18 protein-coding genes are annotated in these 17,041 nt (G+C 70.7%); 15 read left to right on the top strand and 3 right to left on the bottom strand.

All coding sequences use genetic code 11. From position 1 onward, the window contains the following. Positions 1-262: 262 nt before the first annotated feature. Positions 263-520 carry a hypothetical protein gene (locus ACIBTX_RS17105; RefSeq protein ID WP_357133142.1) on the top strand — a complete coding sequence of 86 codons (258 nt, stop codon included), beginning with the start codon at positions 263-265 and terminating at the stop codon, positions 518-520. Between the two features lie 45 nt (positions 521-565). On the opposite strand, the gene ACIBTX_RS17100 is transcribed toward ACIBTX_RS17105, so the two are convergent. Next, positions 566-817 (bottom strand): hypothetical protein, encoded by a 252-nt coding sequence (locus ACIBTX_RS17100; protein ID WP_363660715.1) that lies wholly within the window; start codon positions 815-817, stop codon positions 566-568. Next, positions 814-1,116: a DivIVA domain-containing protein gene (locus tag ACIBTX_RS17095; protein ID WP_396832702.1), complete on the bottom strand. Its 303-nt coding sequence runs from the start codon at positions 1,114-1,116 to the stop codon at positions 814-816. Before ACIBTX_RS17095 ends, ACIBTX_RS17100 begins: the two co-directional genes overlap by 4 nt. Positions 1,117-1,346: 230 nt before the next feature. Between ACIBTX_RS17095 and ACIBTX_RS17090 the strand changes: the two genes are divergently transcribed. The 12 genes from ACIBTX_RS17090 (at position 1,347) to ACIBTX_RS17035 (ending at position 12,869) form a co-directional block, all read left to right on the top strand. After that, positions 1,347-2,234 carry a helix-turn-helix domain-containing protein gene (locus ACIBTX_RS17090; protein WP_396832701.1) on the top strand — a complete coding sequence of 296 codons (888 nt, stop codon included), beginning with the start codon at positions 1,347-1,349 and terminating at the stop codon, positions 2,232-2,234. Continuing rightward, positions 2,227-2,430 carry a DUF397 domain-containing protein gene (locus tag ACIBTX_RS17085; RefSeq protein ID WP_357169343.1) on the top strand — a complete coding sequence of 68 codons (204 nt, stop codon included), beginning with the start codon at positions 2,227-2,229 and terminating at the stop codon, positions 2,428-2,430. The genes ACIBTX_RS17090 and ACIBTX_RS17085 overlap by 8 nt, the downstream gene beginning before the upstream one ends. Before the next feature lie 267 nt (positions 2,431-2,697). Further along, entirely contained in the window at positions 2,698-3,201 is a 504-nt protein-coding gene (locus tag ACIBTX_RS17080) for a hypothetical protein (RefSeq protein WP_357392681.1), read from the top strand. A 67-nt stretch (positions 3,202-3,268) separates the two neighbouring features. Then, positions 3,269-3,604 (top strand): nucleotide pyrophosphohydrolase, encoded by a 336-nt coding sequence (locus ACIBTX_RS17075; protein ID WP_357169337.1) that lies wholly within the window; start codon positions 3,269-3,271, stop codon positions 3,602-3,604. Positions 3,605-3,744: 140 nt separating this feature from the next. Then, positions 3,745-5,652 (top strand): DNA/RNA helicase domain-containing protein, encoded by a 1,908-nt coding sequence (locus tag ACIBTX_RS17070; protein WP_396832700.1) that lies wholly within the window; start codon positions 3,745-3,747, stop codon positions 5,650-5,652. 227 nt (positions 5,653-5,879) lie between these two features. Continuing rightward, positions 5,880-6,356, top strand: coding sequence for a hypothetical protein (locus tag ACIBTX_RS17065; RefSeq protein ID WP_357133072.1), 477 nt, complete (start codon positions 5,880-5,882; stop codon positions 6,354-6,356). A 28-nt stretch (positions 6,357-6,384) separates the two neighbouring features. Further along, positions 6,385-8,187 (top strand): glycoside hydrolase family 15 protein, encoded by a 1,803-nt coding sequence (locus ACIBTX_RS17060; RefSeq protein ID WP_396832699.1) that lies wholly within the window; start codon positions 6,385-6,387, stop codon positions 8,185-8,187. A 46-nt stretch (positions 8,188-8,233) separates the two neighbouring features. Next, positions 8,234-8,902: a response regulator transcription factor gene (locus ACIBTX_RS17055; RefSeq protein WP_363660711.1), complete on the top strand. Its 669-nt coding sequence runs from the start codon at positions 8,234-8,236 to the stop codon at positions 8,900-8,902. Between the two features lie 43 nt (positions 8,903-8,945). Next, positions 8,946-10,097 carry a sensor histidine kinase gene (locus ACIBTX_RS17050; protein WP_396832698.1) on the top strand — a complete coding sequence of 384 codons (1,152 nt, stop codon included), beginning with the start codon at positions 8,946-8,948 and terminating at the stop codon, positions 10,095-10,097. Positions 10,098-10,189: 92 nt separating this feature from the next. Further along, positions 10,190-10,684, top strand: coding sequence for a DUF2231 domain-containing protein (locus tag ACIBTX_RS17045; RefSeq protein ID WP_357133064.1), 495 nt, complete (start codon positions 10,190-10,192; stop codon positions 10,682-10,684). A 66-nt stretch (positions 10,685-10,750) separates the two neighbouring features. Beyond that, a complete protein-coding gene (locus ACIBTX_RS17040; RefSeq protein ID WP_363660709.1) occupies positions 10,751-11,587 on the top strand; it encodes an aldo/keto reductase in 837 nt (278 codons plus the stop codon). Positions 11,588-11,633: 46 nt separating this feature from the next. Beyond that, a complete protein-coding gene (locus ACIBTX_RS17035; RefSeq protein ID WP_357392662.1) occupies positions 11,634-12,869 on the top strand; it encodes a hypothetical protein in 1,236 nt (411 codons plus the stop codon). Positions 12,870-13,141: 272 nt separating this feature from the next. Here the strand turns inward: ACIBTX_RS17035 and ACIBTX_RS17030 are convergent, their stop codons facing one another. Beyond that, complete coding sequence (locus ACIBTX_RS17030; protein ID WP_357133058.1) at positions 13,142-15,211, bottom strand: phosphocholine-specific phospholipase C; 2,070 nt, start codon at positions 15,209-15,211, stop codon at positions 13,142-13,144. A gap of 117 nt (positions 15,212-15,328) precedes the next feature. On the opposite strand from ACIBTX_RS17030, the gene ACIBTX_RS17025 reads away from it, so the two are divergent. Next, positions 15,329-16,342 (top strand): SEC-C domain-containing protein, encoded by a 1,014-nt coding sequence (locus tag ACIBTX_RS17025; RefSeq protein WP_357133056.1) that lies wholly within the window; start codon positions 15,329-15,331, stop codon positions 16,340-16,342. A 100-nt stretch (positions 16,343-16,442) separates the two neighbouring features. After that, positions 16,443-16,928 carry a DUF2231 domain-containing protein gene (locus ACIBTX_RS17020; RefSeq protein WP_357133054.1) on the top strand — a complete coding sequence of 162 codons (486 nt, stop codon included), beginning with the start codon at positions 16,443-16,445 and terminating at the stop codon, positions 16,926-16,928. Positions 16,929-17,041 lie beyond the last annotated feature (113 nt).

Raw genomic sequence — 17,041 nt, 5'->3', positions numbered from 1 at the left:
CGGCAATCGCTGCCACCAGCCCGAGAACGCGCTCGCCATCCACGCCCCAGCCTAACCCCCGAGTGGGTTGTCGCCCGTCAGGGGGCATTCTCCTCGACCCGGTCGCCTCCCGGTCCGGATTCGAGCGCACTCCTGCGTCACCCGTTCGGCCCGTACTACGGAGGCCGCCCCAACGGATAGCCTGACACTCACCAGCTTCGATGTCCTGGTCTCGACTCGGCGCGGAGCACGTGCACTGTGGACGGTGACGGAAGGAGACTCCATGCGCGGACGCAGATGGGCGACGCTGGCGGTGGCGGCGACGCTCGCAATCGGTGGACTCGTCGGAACCGGCGCCGCCGCGGCGGCAGCCGACCCGCAGGGCGGCACACTCCGCGGCGTCTACTCCGATGGCCAGTTCTGCAACAGCTACGGCAGCGAGGGTGCCCGCACCGGCCAGTGGAGCTGGTACTACTGCGAGTACCGCCAGTACGGTCCCAACGCACCCGGGTTCTACTTCCTCTGGACCTTCACGTACTGAGCGTTGGTTCCGCCGCCGGCCCCGCTCGGCCGGCGGCGGCTCCCCTCATCTGCGTAGGCGGCGGGAGCATTCGCCGTCGTGGCCGTCGCGCAGGAGGCAGCGCCGGCCGCCGGGCAGCCGCAGGTCGCAGAAGACCCGGTGGCGCAGGAACTGCTGGTCCTCCTCGGAGACGGTGGTCTCCCCCGGGTCCGTCATCGGCAGCACCAGCATCCATCGACCGATGACCCGGGCCAGGCGTTGCGCGGCGGGCAGGTCGGTGGCGACGACGGGCAGGTGGATGACGTACCGCTGGCTCACTGGGCCTCGTCCCGTTCGTTGCGGGCGCGGGCCTGATCAGTCTGCCAGCGACGCAGCCCGGCCTTGATCCGGACGGTCTCGCGGCGACTTTCGGCGAGAGCGGCGTAGACGGCGGCCATGTCGACGGCGACCCGGTCGAGGAAGGCGTACACGTCGTCGGGGTTCAGACCGCGACGTCCGAGCCCGGCCGGCGTGAAGCGGCGCTCACGCACCTGCCAGGGCAACAGACTGGCGTACGCGCCGGAGCGGTAGGTCGCACCACCGCGCGGCGGGTCCGGTCGCTGGTTTCTGGCGTTCATGTCTGCCTGCCTTCCTGACGCGGAGGGGCGAGGGTGTTCGGGGAGCACGGCGGCCGTTCGGGGGGACCGGCCGGCCGCCGTGCTGTGATCAGCCTGCGACAGTCCGCATCGGAAATGCAACGTTCAATACCGCGATTTCCCCGTCATGCATTGACTTTCTTTGCTGAAACCCGTAGGAGTTGCAGGAGCAGGTAACGCAGTGTTGCGTGTTGGAACCAGGGAGTGTGCGGATGCCCGACGACATCGGATCGACCGTCCCGCGCCGGCAACTCGGTCGGCTGCTGCGCCAGTTCCGCAACGAGGCCGGCGTGACACTCGACGCCGCCGCCGAAGCGCTCGAATACAGCCGGCAAAAGATCTGGCGTCTCGAATGCGGCCAGGGCTCGGTGCGGGTGCTCGACGTCAAGGCGATGTGCGAGCTGTACGGGGTGTCGTCCGAGATGACCGAGGCGATGCGCGGACTGGCCGCCGAGACGAAGTCGAAGGGCTGGTGGCACGCGTACGGCGATGCGGTGCCGAACTGGTTCGAGCTGTACGTCGGCCTGGAATCCGCCGCCGCCCACCTCCGTGAGTATGGCGAGAACTTGATCCCCGGGCTCCTCCAGACCCGCGCCTACGCGCTCGGCCTCTTCCGGCCCACGAGCCGGCTGAGCATTGAGGAGCGCGAGCGGGCGGTAGAGGTGCGGCTGAAACGTCAGAGTCTGCTCACGCGCCGACTTCCACAGCCGCCGCGTCTGGACGCCGTTCTCTCCGAAGCGGTGCTTCGTCGTGTCGTGGGCGGCCCTGCCGTGATGGCTGAACAGCTCGCTCGCTTGCTCGAAGCATCGGAGCTGCCGAACGTCTCCGTCCGCATTGCGCCGCTCGCGGCAGGGCCACAGCCCGGTGCGGTCGCAGGCTCCTTCGTGCTGCTGGACTTCCCGGCCACGAAGGGCGGCCGGGCCGTCCCGGAACCGTCGGTCGTCTACAGCGAGTCACTGACCGGGGCGCTCTACCTGGACAAGCCCGACGAGCTGCGGGCCTATGAAGACGTCTGGAAGGGTCTGGATGCACTCGCACTCGATCAGGCAGACTCAAGGGACATGATCAAGCAGATCATCGGGGAGATGCGGCATGACTGACCTGACCGACGCTATCTGGCACAAGAGCACCCGCAGCGGCGACAACGGCGGCAACTGCGTCGAGGTCGCCACCAACATCCCCGACATCGTCGCCGTCCGCGACTCCAAGGATCCGGCCGGACCGGCTCTCACCTTCCACCCAACCGCTTGGTCCGCCTTCGTCGGCAGCACCCGTGAGAACGCGCTGATCCGCTGAACTCAGATGCAGACGCGCCGGCGCTAATGACCGTCGCGGTGCAGAGCCACTGATTGTCGCCATCGGGACCGGTCCCATGCCAATTGCCTCTGCGGGAATTGCGGATCGAGGATCGCGATTAGTCACGGCTGTCCAAAAAGTCGGCGAATACTTGTCGAACATGCGACCTCGGGAATTCGGGCCGGATAGACGACAGCGTGCTTCTTCGCCCACCGGGCTAGCCTCCTCTCGTCCGTCCAATAAGGCAGCGAGCCGGAGGTGCATGTCATGTTCATCGTGGCGACCCAGGACCCGAATACCCGCCGTCAATCGGAAGGGGCCGAATCGGGCGCCGCCGCATGGGGTGCACTTCTGCCCATCGACGCCGGACTCACGCAGGCCGAGGCGGATCGGCAGTTGGCCACCTACCTGGCTGGGGTGCAGGCAGGGGAGCCGCTGTGCATCCGCGCCCACGGCAACGACGAGGAGATCGGTGACGCCGAGGCAGGTGCCAAGGACTGGGGGTGGACCTACAAGAAGCTGGCCCGGATGCTGGCAACCCACCTGACCGCCACCCCGAGCGTGGTCCTGATCCGGTCGTGCGCCGAGAAGGTGACCAACTTTCCCACTCGGATGGCGGTCCGCCTGGAGTCGGACTGGCCGGGCGCGAACCACCTCGACGGAGTGGCCATCTACGGCTACAACCTGTCTGTCAACATCAGCACGCCTGTCCCCTCGCCTGAGCAGCTGACCAAGAACGTCCAGGTCCAACCGGTCGTCGTCTCGTTGTGACCGGCGAGCATCGCGCCATTGGTGTCGGCATCGCATACCAACCGGGACTTCTGCGATGCTGCCCACCATGAAGGACCTGACGAGTCATGTACGGGCGTTCGCCGAGGAGCGCGACTGGCAGCAGTTTCACACGCCGAAGAACCTAGCTATGGCGCTCGCCGGTGAGGTCGGCGAATTGATCGCTGAATTCCAGTGGCTCACACCTGAACAGGCCGCAGCCGTCATGACCGACCAGGAGGCGGGAGCGCGGGTCAAAGCCGAGATCGGCGACGTCATGATCTATCTGACCCGGCTCGCCGACGTCCTCGGCATCGACTTGGTCGAGGCGGCTTCGAGCAAGCTCGAGGAAGTGGCTCGTCGCTACCCGATCGACCAGGCTCGCGGGTCGGCGGCGAAGCGGTAACCGCAGGCAGCACCACCATGGCGCTGAGTTGATCTCTTCGCTACAGTCCATCACGTAGGAGCGCGTCACGACGGGCTTCCGGCGGCTGCCGGACACGCCCCCCATGCGCACGATCACTTCGTGCTGCCCGGGGGCAAGTGTTGTCAGCGTTCCGTACGTCCGCCGATGGTCTGCTGCGGCTGGTCGGCAGCGGCACACTCGCGGACCGGATCGTCGAGCAGATCGGCCGCAACGTGAGCCCGCCGGAACGCCGTTCCTGGTCGCGGAGCCTTGAGGTGCTGGGTCAGGATCTGACCGACGCAGGGTTGGGCCAAGTCGAGATGCTTGTCGAGTACCAGCTACCGCTGACCAGCAAGCGGGTCGACGTGGTGCTCGCCGGTGTGGATCCGAGGACGTCCGACGACTCCTACGTGGTCGTTGAGCTGAAGCAGTGGTCCTACGCCGAGTCCTACGAGGGTTCCGACACCCTCGTGGCGATCGAACACGCGCATGGCCCGCGGCTGCATCCCGGAGTCCAGGTCGAGCAGTACTGCGAATACCTCACGGATTTCCTCGGCGTCCTCGCCGGGCGTCCCCACCCGGTGCATGGGGTCGCGTACCTACACAATGCGGTCGACCGCGACATCAGTGACCTGTTCGACCGCCCGGTGACCGAGCAGAGCCGCATCTTCACGAAGCAGCGGCGTGGCCAGTTCCTCGACTACCTGCGCAGCCGCCTGGCTCCGGCATCAGGCGCAGGCGCCGCCGACCGTTTCTTGACCAGCGCGGTACGACCCAGCCGCCATCTCCTCAGGTATGCCGCGCAGGAGCTGAAGGACCGATCACACTTCACCCTGCTGGATGAGCAGCGTGTGGCGTACGAGTTGGTCTTACACGCCGTTGAGCGGGCACGATCGGCGGACCGCAAGTCGGTAGTGGTCGTCGCCGGTGGACCGGGCAGCGGCAAGAGCGTGATCGCGCTGTCGGTGCTCGGTGAGTTGGCGCGCCAGAACCGCTCCGTCATGCACGCGACGGGCTCGCGGTCGTTCACCCAGACCTTGCGCCGGTACGCCGGCAAGGGGTCGACCCGGCTGAAAAACCTTTTCGGCTACTTCAACAGCTTCATGTCCGCCGAACGCAACGGGCTGGACGTGCTGATCTGCGACGAGGCGCACCGCATCCGCGAGACCTCTGTCAACAGGTTCACGCCGAAGGCCAAGCGGGAGAAGTCTCGTCCACAGATCGACGAACTGATCGCCGCCGCCCGGGTGCCGGTGTTCCTGCTCGACGAGCACCAGGTCGTGAAGCCGGGTGAGCTCGGCAATGTCGAGGTCATCTCGTCCCACGCGAGGCAGCTCGACCTGGAAATCGAAGTCGTGTCGCTCCACAGCCAGTTCCGCTGCGGAGGCAGCGAGACGTACGAGCAATGGGTTGTCGACCTGCTCGGCCTCGGCGGCGATGAGCCGTCGGTCTGGACCGGCGACGGCAGGGTCGACCTGCGTCTCGCCGAGTCGCCGGAGGAGATGGAAGCCTTCCTCGCCCGCAAACAGGCGTCCGGGGTCACTGCCAGGATGTCCGCCGGGTACTGCTGGCCGTGGAGCGATCCGCGTCCGGACGACAGCCTGGTGTCCGACGTCCAGATCGGCGCGTGGTCGCGGCCGTGGAACGTCAAGAGCGACCGCAGCGTCGGAGACGCGCCGGGCAGCGCGTTCTGGGCCACCGACCCGAACGGGTTCGGCCAGGTGGGTTGCGTCTACACGGCGCAGGGCTTCGAGTACGACTGGTCCGGTGTCATCATCGGGCCGGACCTGGTAGCCAGGGACGGTCAGCTGGTGACCCGACGCGAGGAGTCGAAGGATCCAGCGTTTCGCAGTCGCAAGTCGGTCAGTGACACCGAAGCGGACCTGCTGATTCGCAACACCTACAAAGTCCTCCTCACCCGTGGAATGAAGGGCACGATCGTCTACTCGACCGATCACGAGACGCGGGAGTACCTCGCCTCGATGGTCAAGGTGGTCCGGCCAGTCGAGACGGTCTACGAGACGGCGGTCGGAGACGACCTCGGCTGACCACGGGTGGACTCGCGGCAGCCCGGACACGCACGAAAAGGATTCGCCGCTCGGCGGTCGAACTCGTCAGGAGACGTCTGGGCGAGCAGGCCAGCGCGACAGCTCCAGTGGCTTATGGTGATAAACCGGACGCCTGGTGGGTGAGCGTCCGGTCGCAGCTCGCGCGCCGTTTCAGCCGAAGGGTGGACCGATGACTGAGCACGCCCGCGACGTCGACGACTGCTGAGATGGACTGGGCCGGATGGGCGTTGTTCGGGTTGGTCGCCACCGCGGCGCTCACCGCGGCGATGATCACCGCTCAACTGGCCGGCCTCACCCGGCTCGATCTTCCTCTGGTGCTCGGGACCTTCGTCACCGCCGATCCCGACCGGGCTCGGGTCGTCGGGTTCTTCCTGCACCTGTGCGCCGGTCAGGGGTTCGCCCTCGGGTACGCGGGCACGTTCGCGCTGTTGTACCGCGCCACCTGGTGGATCGGAGCGCTGCTCGGGATCGTGCACGTCAGCATCGCCCTGACGGTGCTGCTGCCGCTGCTTCCTGGTGTCCACCCCCGCATGGCGTCGCAGCGGGCGGGACCGGCCAGCACGGCGGTGTTGGAGCCACCCGGGCTGTTCGCCCTCAACTACGGCGTCCAGACTCCCCTGGTCACGGCCGTCGTCCACGTCGTCTACGGGGTCGCTCTCGGGGTACTCCTGCAGGCCCGGTGACCCGGCGCTCGTCGCGGGAGCGATCGCCGTGACCGGTGAGCGACCGATCAGTGACTACGGGCTGCTCGGCGACACGCGTACCGCCGCCCTGGTCGCCAGTGACGGCGCGATGGACTGGCTCTGCGTGCCGCGCTTCGACGGTGAGCCCCTGTTCGGCAGGCTGGTCGGAGGCCCGGACGCCGGAACGTTCCGGATCGGCCCGGCGCGGTCGGCCACGGTCCTCGAACGGCGGTACCGGCCGCACACCGCCACCCTGGAGACCATCTGGGCGGTGGGCGGCGGCCGGCTCTGCCTCACCGAGGCGATGGTGGCCGAGGTCAGCGGTCGCCTGCTGCCCACGACGCTGGTCGTGCGCCGGCTGTCGGCCGAGGGGGCGGCGGTCGACGCGGTGGTGGAGTTCGATCCCCGCCTGGGCGTCCGGCACCGCCGGCCCCGCGTCCAGCACCGGCGTCAGACCCTGGTGTGTGAGTGGGGTGCGCTGGCGGTCGCGCTGGACAGCACGCCCTCGTTCCGGATCGAACCGGGCCGACCCACTCCCCTCACGGTCCGGCCGGGTCGTCCGGTCACCCTCGTGCTGGCCGTGGCCCACCGTGAGCCGATCGTCCACGTCGAGCCGACGGCCGCCTGGGACCTGCTCGTCGCGGACGAGGCCCGCTGGCGCGCCTGGACCGCGGAGATCGACGAGCGGGTGCCCTTCCGGGAGCACGTCGTACGAAGTCTGCTCACCATGCGGCTGCTCACCTACTCGCCCTCGGGCGCGCCGGTGGCCGCGCCCACCACGTCCCTGCCCGAGGATCCGGGTGGGGTACGCAACTGGGACTACCGCTACGTCTGGCCCCGGGACGCCAGCATCGGTGTCAGCGCCTTCCTCAGCGTCGGCAAGGCCGACGAGGCACAGGGCTTCCTCGCCTGGCTGTTGCACGCCAGCCGGCTGCAACGACCACGCCTGCCGGCGCTGCTCACCCTGCACGGCCGGCGCGTACCAGCGGAACGGGAACTCCCCTCATGGCCCGGCTACCTCGGCAGCAGGCCGGTACGCGTGGGCAATGCCGCCGCCGGTCAGCACCAGCTCGACGGCTACGGCTGGGTGATCGACGCCGCCTGGGCGTTCGCTCAGGCCGGACACCGCCTCCATGCCGAGACGTGGCGGGCGGTGCGCGGTTTCGCCGACGTGGTCTCCCGATGTTGGCCGGAGCCCGATGCCGGTATCTGGGAGGTACGCGAGCCCGCACAACACGTCCATTCCAAGCTCATGGGCTGGCTCGCCCTGGACCGTGCCCTGGCCATCGCCGACACGCATCCCCTGCCGGACGGTCAACGTCGACGCTGGCAGCGATCCCGGGACGCCATCGCCGCCGAGGTCCGGACGCGTGGCTTCGACCCGACGACGGGCAGCTACGTTCGCACGTACGGCTCCCGGGACCTCGACGCGGCTCTGCTCGTCCTGCCGCTGCTCGGCATCGACCGGACCGGGTCGCCCCGGATACGCGGCACCATCGACGCCATCGGGGACCGGCTGTCGGCCGGCGGTCCACTGCTCTACCGCTACCCGCCTGGGCGGGACGGCCTCCCCGGCACCGAGGGCGCGTTCCTGCCCTGCTCGTTCTGGCTCGTGCAGGCCCTGGCCCGCACCGGGCGTCGGCGCGAGGCCGTCGAGCTGTTCAAGGCCATGGTCGACCACGCGAGTCCCCTCGGCCTGTACGCCGAAGAGGTGGACCCGGCGACGGGCGCCCACCTCGGCAACTACCCCCAGACGCTGACCCACGCCGCGCTCGTCCAGGCCGCGCTCGCCATCCGCGACGCCCCCGTTGGTGATCCCGGCCCGGTCTGAGGGGAGTTGCACGGCCAGCGCCCCCGCACCCCGTGATACTGGGCCGGTGGAGAGTGCCCGCCCCCGCCTGCTGCTGGTCGAGGACGACCGTGCGCTGACCGCGCTGCTCACCGACCTACTCACCGACGAGGGGTACGAGGTCGACCTGGCCGCTGACGGGCAGAGCGGCCTGCACCAGGCGTTGGCCCGCGACTACCAGCTCATGGTCATCGACCGGGGGTTGCCGGTGCTGGATGGCCTCGGCCTGGTCACCGCGCTGCGCGGACGCGGTGTGACCGCCCCGGTGCTGATGCTCACCGCCCGCGGCGCCCTCGACGACCGGGTGGAAGGGCTCGACGCGGGCGCGGAGGACTACCTGGTCAAGCCGTTTGAGGTACCGGAGCTGCTGGCCCGGCTGCGCGCGCTGCGCCGCCGCCATCAGGACGTGGCGAGCCGACTGCCACTGGGTCCACGGCGCTGGTTGGACGTGGGTAACCGGCGGGTGTTCGACGACGGTCAGGAGATCCCGTTGTCCGCCCGCGAGTTCGCCGTGCTGCGGGCGCTCGCCGGCCGGCCCCTGAAGGTCTTCACCCGGGCGGAGCTGCTCAGCACCGCGTTCACCCATGCCGACGCCCCCGGCAGCGTCGACGCCTGCGTCCATCACCTGCGCCGCAAGCTCGGTCGGGGCGCGATCCGTACGGTGCACGGGCTCGGCTACCGCGTGGGTACGGGCTGACAGCGTGAACGAGGCCCGGCTGACTCGTGCGCGTCGACGCAGCGTGGCCCAGACCGCGGGGGCGATCGGCGTCGTGCTGCTGCTGGTCGGCGCGTTGATGTTCGTCCTCACCAGCCGTCAGGAGTCCCGGGCGCTGAATTCCGAGCTGGGTCAGGTACTCGCCATGGCCGAGGACGTGGACGACCCACCGCCCGGCCAGGTCCTCGCCCAACGGACAGCCGGGACCGACGCGGTCGAGGTGACCCCGAGCGCGTCGCCGGAACTGGTGCGCGTTCTCGACGACGCGCTGCGGCGGCAACCGGGGCGGTTCGACACCGACGCGGGCGACGACCACCCGGTCCGTGTGCTGGTCGCTCATCGGCCCGACGGCAGCCGCTGGGCGGTCGCCGCCGACCTCGCGCCCCTGCGCGAGCGGCAGGGGCAGCTCGGCGTCGCGCTGCTCGTCGCCGAACTGGCCGGTCTGGCCGGAGCGTTGGTGGCCGCCGCTCTGCTCGCCCGCCGAGCCGTCGCTCCCCTGGCCGCCGCGCTGACCCTGCAACGCCGCTTCGTCGCCGACGCCTCGCACGAGTTGCGCACCCCGCTCACCGTGCTGCACACCCGGGCGCAGATGATCGCCCGTCGCGCCCGGGCCCAACCGGTGGAGCAGCTCACCGACCAGCTCGACCAGCTTGTCGCGGACACCCGGGCGCTCGGTGAGGTCGTCGACGATCTGCTGGTGTCGGCTGCGGCCGAGCAGAAGCCGCCCCCGGACACCGTCGTCGACCTGGCCGAGGTGGCCCGTGAGGTGGTGGCGAGCATGTCGGCGTACGCGCGGGAGCGGGACGTCGAGCTGCGCGTCGAGGTCGAGGCGACGGCGCCGGTGCGGGGCGCTCAGGTGGCCCTGCGGCGGGCGCTGACCGCTCTGGTGGACAACGCTCTGGGCCACGTGAGCGCGGGTGGGCACGTGCGGGTGCGGGTGCGTCACCGACCGGGGTGCGTCGCCGCCGAGGTCGTCGATGACGGGGTCGGCCTGGACCCGGCCGAGGCGGATCGACTCTTCGAGCGCTTCGCGCATGGCACCGCCGGGACGGGTCGTCGGTTCGGGTTGGGCCTCGCGCTGGCGCAGCAGGTGGCGCAGGCGCACCGGGGCTCGCTCGAGGTGACCGGCGCCCACGGCCGGGGCGCCACGTTCACGCTGCTGCTACCCCTGGCCTGACCTGTCGGGTGCGAATTCGGCCCCGCAAGGACTTCGCAAGAATTCGGCTATAACGTCCCGCGCAGTGACATCCCGAGCGCCGAGGAGATCCTGTGCCTGACACCGTCAATGGCCTGCCGCTGCACCCCCTGGTGGTGCACGTCGTGGTGGTCCTGCTGCCGCTGGCCGCGATCGGCGTCGCCGCGCTGGCCGTCAAACCGTCGTGGCGCGGCCGGTACGGCACGCTCGTCGTCGTGATCGCCGCGCTGGCCACACTCGCTGTGCCGCTCGCCTCCTCCAGCGGTGAGGACCTTGAGCACCGGGTCGGTGACCCGGGGGTGCACGCCCAGCTCGGAGACACGTTGATCTGGTTCGCGATACCGCTGCTCGTCGCCGCCGTGGCGCTGGTCTGGCTGCACCGCCGCACGTCGCGGCCGGCGGAGAACCGGACCGGCACCGCGGGGAAGGTCACCGTGGTCGTCGCCGCGCTGGCCGTGGTCGTGGCCGCCGCGAACCTGGTGCAGGTCTACCGGGTGGGCGACTCCGGGGCGAAGGCGGTCTGGGGCAACACCCCGGCCGCGTCCGCCGGGCACGGCGACGACGACTGAGATTAGCCGGTGCCTGGGCTGCCCAGCCGACGGTGACGCGCCAGTCGTGCGAGTAGGGTCCCGATCATGACGATTCCGCACCTGAGCGCTGCCGACGGCACGACCCTGCCGGCGATCGGGCTCGGCACGTACCAGTTGAACGGCTCGGCGGGCGTCGACGCGATCGGGCACGCGATCCGGGCGGGCTACCGGCTACTCGACTCGGCGGTCAACTACGAGAACGAGGGCGCGGTCGGTCGGGCCGCGCGGGACGCGGGCGACGTCCGCGACGAACTGATCGTCACCTCGAAGCTGCCGGGGCGGCACCACGATCACGACGCGGCGCTGGCCGCGATCGAGGAGAGCGTGTTCCGCACCGGCCTCGACCGGATCGACCTGTACCTGATCCACTGGCCGAACCCGAAGGCCGACAGGTACGTGCAGGCGTGGCGGGCGCTGATCGAGGCGCGTGAGCGGGGTCTGGTGCGGCACATCGGGCTCTCCAACTTCCTGCCGGAGCACATCGACCGACTGGTGGCCGAGACCGGCGTCGCGCCGGTGGTCAACCAGATCGAGGTGCACCCGTACTTCCCGCAGCAGGAAGCGCTGGACTACCACCGGGAGCAGGGCATCCTGGTGCAGGGGTGGAGCCCGCTGGGCCACGGCAACGACCTGCGACAGCACCCGGTCATCGCCGAGATCGCGGCCGCGCACGGCGTCAGCACCGCGCAGACGATCCTGGCCTGGCACGTGGCCCGCCAGGTGATTCCGCTGCCCAAGGCCGCGTCGCCGCAGCGGCAGATCGAGAACCTGGACGTCTTCGACGTCACGCTCACCGACGCCCAGGTCGAGGCCATCACCGCGCTGGGCCGCCCCGACGGGCGGCTGTCAGATCAGGACCCCGCGGTGTACGAGGAGTTCTGACCGACCCGCCACGCCGAACTGTCATCGCGCCGGGAGAGCATGTGTCGTGCTCGACGGACTTGACGACATCGACTGGGCGCGGCTGGGCCACGCCTACGGGGCGGCCGACGACGTGCCCGGCCAGCTACGCGCCCTGCTCTCCCCCGATGCGACCACCCGGGACGAGGCCCTGGGTGAGCTCTACGGCAACGTGTTCCACCAGGGCAACCGGTTCGAGGCGAGCGCCTACGCGGTGCCGTTCCTGCTGGAGATGCTCAGCGATCCGGCCACCCCGGACCCGGCGTCGGTACTCGGGCTGTTGAGCGCCCTCGCCGTCGGGTACGACGAGGGTGTCCTACCCGACGGCTTCCCGGTGGCCGAGTACCGCCGGGCCGCCGAGGGCGGGCGCGCGCTGCTCGCGGCCAAGCCGCCGCCGTGGACCGGCAGCGACGAGACCCAGAAGGAGTACGTCGAGTACCTCTACCTCGAGTCACTGTCGACGACGGATCAGGGCCGACTGTGGGCGTACGTCGCGCTGGCGGCCTACGACGCGGTGCGCGTCGGGGTCCCCTTGTTCCGCGACCTGCTGGGTCACTCCGATCCGGATGTGCGCCTGGTCGCGGCGTACCTTCTCGCCTGGTTTCCCGAGGAGGCCGACGGCAGCGTGTCCGCGCTGGCCCGCGCCCTCGACGCCGCCTCGGGCGTCGCGGCGACGCCCGGCGAGGTGGCCACCATGCTGGTGTCCTCGGGGCTGCTCGGTACCGTGCCGGACGCCCGGTGGCTGACCGATGCGCGCCCGCTGGTCCGTTGGGCCGCCGCGATCGGTCGGACCCGGGTCCTCGGCGCGGCGGCCGACCCGGCGACCGTCGCGGAGCTGGTGGGCTGGGCGTCGGCGGCTTCCGGCGAGGCTCCGGCCGCGCCAGCGGAGGGTGAGTGGGTCCCGTTCCTCGGTGGCGATCTCGGCGGTTACGCGGCGCTCGCCCTGCGCCAGCTCGGTCCGCGGCACGCCGACCACGCGTTCGACGCGCTGCTCGAACGGTTGCCGACCGTCAGCGGCGAACGGTCGTTGACGGCGTTGGGCGCGGCGCTCCCGCTCGCGTTCCCGGACGGCCCGGCGACGGCAGGAACGGCGGCGGACGCCCTCACACCCCGCCAACGTCGGCTCGCGGAGACGCTGAGCCGGTCGGCCGAGCCATGGCTGATCGACGGTCAGAATTTCGGCAACGTCACCGAGCTGGTCTGCGGCTACGGCCTCCCGGGAACGCGGGAGGAGATGCGCGCCTACCTCGCCCGCACTCCGTAGCGGGGCGTCGAGGTCACCCGATTGATCGCTACCGTGGGTGACCTCGGTGGGGGCAGGCACCCGGCCGAGCGTGATGACTGTGTGGCATCAAGATGCCGCTGAGGCATCACGCTCGCCGGGGCACCCGGGCCCCACCGCGGGCATACGGCCCTCACCGCCGGGCACAAGCCGCCCACCGCGCCGACGCTGTCGGCCACCGCGCCCAGGTCGCCCACCGCCGGCTGCGGCGCGCGCCACCCGGGCCGAGAACGGCCCGGTAACGCCGGCACCAGCTAGACGAGCCCGCCCAGGGCCGGGTCGCTGATGCTGTCCTTGCCGTTCTCGATGTGGCCCGCGCAGCGGTACGTGAAGTCGGGGTCACCCGCGACGGCGACCGTCAGGTCGTACCAGCCGTGCGTGCGGGCCAGCTGCCAGGTGGCGCGCTCGGTGTGACCGGGGCGCAGCGACAGCGTGACCGCCCGCGAGTGGTAGCCGTCCCGAACGGTCACCTCGACCCGCTTCGGCCCACGGTTGGTGAGCGTGAGCTCGATCTTGTCGCCCCGCTCGTCGAAGGCGGGCGTGATGTCGAGATCCGAGCGACCGGCGGCGAACCGACGGAAGAAGCCGTTCGGTCCGTGCACCGACAGGTCGTACCCGGAGGAGACCTGCCAGGTGTCGGCCAGGCGCTTGCCCGGCTCGACCGTATAGCTGCGCGGCGCGGCCGTGCTGCCGGCCTGACGGACCTGGAAGACCGCTCCCGCGCCGCCGGTGTTGCGGAACTCGATCCGGAACTCGCCGTCGCTCCGCCGTCCGTCGGCGTGCAGGGCGTACGGGATCGCCCGCGCCGGGCGCACGCCGCGCTCCTGCTTGGGTAGCCGCCCCTCGGCCGGCGGCACCGGCACCTCGTCGGGGTGCCGGACCAGGTCGGCGGGCTTGAAGTCGTCGGTGTCCGGCAGCTTCACGTCGCGCGAGCGGTTCGGGTGCCGGAAGTCGAAGGCCGTGGTCAGGTCACCGACGACGGCACGCCGCCACGGGGTGATGTTCTTCTCGACCAGGTCCGGCCGGCCGTGCCCGAACCGCGTCTCCAGGAACTTGATCAGCGAGGTGTGGTCGAAGACCTGCGAGTTGACGTAGCCGCCCCGGGTCCACGGCGACACGATGATCATGGGTACGCGGATGCCGAGGCCGTAGGGGCCCGCCGGGTGGTCGGCGTCGCCGGGGAAGATCTCGTTGGTGGTCGGCACGGTCGACTGCCCGTGCTCGCGCGTCTGCGGAGGCGTCGGCGGGACCACGTGGTCGAAGAAGCCACCCTCCTCGTCGTACGTGATGAAGAGTGCCATCTTGCTCCACACCTCGGGATGCGACGCGAGGATGTCGATGACCTGCGAGACGTACCAGGAGCCGTAGGCCGGTTCCCAGTTCGGGTGCTCGGTGTACGCCTCGGGCGCGGTGATCCAGGAGACCTGCGGCAGGCGTCCCGCCTCGACGTCGGCCCGGAAGTCGGCCAGCAGCGCCTCGGGGTCGCGGCCCTGGGTACGGATCTCGGTGCCGGTCTTCGCGCGGTCCGCCAGCGGCGTGCCGGGCTGCGCGTTCTGGTACTGGTGGAAGTAGAGCAGCGAGTTGTCGCCGTAGTTGCCGATGTACGGGTCGTTCGTCCAACCCCAGGAGCCGGCGGCGTTGAGCCCGGTGCCGACGTCCTGGTAGATCTTCCAGGAGATGCCGTTGCGCTCCAGCCGCTCCGGGTACGTCGACCAGTCGTAGCCGGCCTCGGCGTTGGTGATGACCGGGCCGCCGCCCTTGCCGTCGTTGCCGACCCAGCCGCTCCACATGTGGTAGCGGTTCGGGTCGGTCGGCCCGATCAGCGAGCAGTGGTAGCTGTCGCAGACGGTGAACGCGTCCGCGAGCGCGTAGTGGTAGGGCAGGTCCTGCCGGGTGTGGTACGTCATCGACGTGACGCCCTTGTTCGGCACCCACCCGTCGAACCGGCCGTCGTTCCAGGCGGCGTGCCCGTCGTTCCAGCCGTGCGGCGGGTCCGGCAGGAAGGTCTGGCCGAGGTCCTTCACCTCGGGGCGGAAGGGCAGCAGCTCGTCGGCGCCGTCGGGCTGGTGCCACACGTCCTTGCCCGACGGCAGGGTCACCGGATGCGGGTCGCCGAAGCCACGCACACCGCGCATGGTGCCGAAGTAGTGGTCGAAGGACCGGTTCTCCTGCATCAGGATGATCACGTGCTCGACGTCCTCGATCGAGCCGGTCCGGTTGTTCGCCGGGATGGCGAGCGCCTTGCTGAGGTCCAGCGGGAGCGCCGCGCCGATCGCGGGAACTCCCATCGCCTTGAGGAACGTACGCCGATCCACCGTGCCCATAACTCCGCCTTTGTGTGCTCTGGTCGAGAAACTGGCGACCGGACGGTATCGGGGGCGGGTTGACGGCAGATGACCATAATTGGACCGGACGGGAGCCCTCCGACGTACCGTGAGATCGTGCCGACGAGAGACGTACTCACCAAGGCTGACCTCGCCGAACTGCGCCGCTCGGCGCTCGGTGCGGCCGACCCGCTCGGTGTCGCGGCCGACCTCGCCGAGGCGGTCGAGCAGGGCCGGTTGGAGGATCCGGACGATGCCGGGGACGCCCTGACGCTCGCCGCCGAGATCGCCCGGATCCGGGCCCGGACCGACGCGGCCCTGCGGTACGCGGATCAGGCGCTGGCGGCGTACCCCTCGGTCGACGACCCCCGGGCGGGCGTGGCCCGCGCGCTGCGGGCCCGGGTGATGTTCCAGGCCGGCGGCCGGGACGACGAGGCGATGGCCGAGCTGACCGCGCTGCGTCCGTTGCTGCTCACGCAGCCCGACGTGCCGGCCTACCTGAGCGCGGCGCTGGACGCGGCCGGTCGGTCGTCGACCGCCGAGACGTGGCTGAGCGAGGCGGTCGGCACACTGCTCGCCGAGCGCGACACCACGGCGGACCCGGAGGTCGGTCCGCCGGACGCCCCCGGTGTGCTGTTCCTGCTGCTGCAACAGCGCCACCGGGTACGCCGCAACCTCAACCTGACGCACGACCGGCAGGACGATCTGGCCGACCGGCTGGAGAACCAGCTCGTCCGCCAGGTCTCGGAACGCCAGGGCGGCGCGTCGGATCTGCTGCTCTGGCCCCGCGACGAGTTCGACGAGCTGCTCGCCGCCCACCCCGAGCTGACCGACGTGTACGGGCCGGACTGGGACGCGCACCGGGCCCGACTGGAGAAGGAGTTGGTACGGCTGACCGGCGCCGGCCGGACCGGGCTGGGCGTGTACCGGGCGACGGTGGCCGGCCTGGACGCGTTCGCCCGTGGACGCGACGGCGACCCGACCGACGCGGCGATCCGGGCCGGCTACGCGGCCGAGGTGTCGGCGCGGCCCGCCGCCCGCGTGCCCTGGCCACCCGAGCGCAACGACGCCTGCTGGTGCGGATCGGGCCTGAAGTACAAGAAGGACTGCCTGCCGCGCTCACGGAGCTGAGTGGTGGCTCCGCGTACGCGACTCTGGGCACGCCCGATCGGTACCGATAGCCTCCATGCCGCGGATCATCGAGATCCGCCATGGCCGGAGGAGTCGCCGAATGTTCGAAGAGTTCCAGGGCATCCCCGCCCACCCGCTCGTGCTGCACGCCGCGGTCGTGTTCGTGCCGCTGCTGGCGCTCCTCGCGATCGGCTACGCGCTCGTCGCGCCGATCCGGCCGCACACGCGCTGGGTGCTGGCGCTGCTCGCGGTGGGCGCGCCCATCTGCGCGCTGCTGGCGAAGCTCACCGGGGACGCCTTCTTCGAGCGGTTGCGCTCGGCGAACCGGGTGACGCCGGAGTTCGTCCCGAAGCTGGAGGCGCACCAGGATTTCGGGGACATGACCCTGTACGCGACGATCGCGCTGGGAATCGTGGCGCTGGCCCTGGTCCGCTTCGTCCCGCCGCGCGCCGTCGAGGGCGTACCCGCCAACCGGGCGGTGACCGTGGCGTTGCAGGTGCTGTCGGTGGTGGCCGCCGCCGTCGCCGTGTACTACGTGGTCCGTACCGGCGACTCCGGCGCGAAGGCGGTCTGGGAGGGTCAGTGACGGCGGTGGGGGGGGGGCCGGCCGCGGGCGCCCCCCCCCCCCCCCCCCCCCCCCCCCCCGGGGGGGCCCCCGGCCCCGGGGGGGGGGGGGCCCGGCCCCCCCCCGCCCCCCGC

This window comes from Micromonospora sp. NPDC049359, from assembly GCF_044466585.1.
Classification (GTDB): domain Bacteria; phylum Actinomycetota; class Actinomycetes; order Mycobacteriales; family Micromonosporaceae; genus Micromonospora.
The sequence above is the reverse complement of the archived record's forward strand: the minus strand, read 5'-3'. Positions and strand labels throughout refer to the sequence as shown.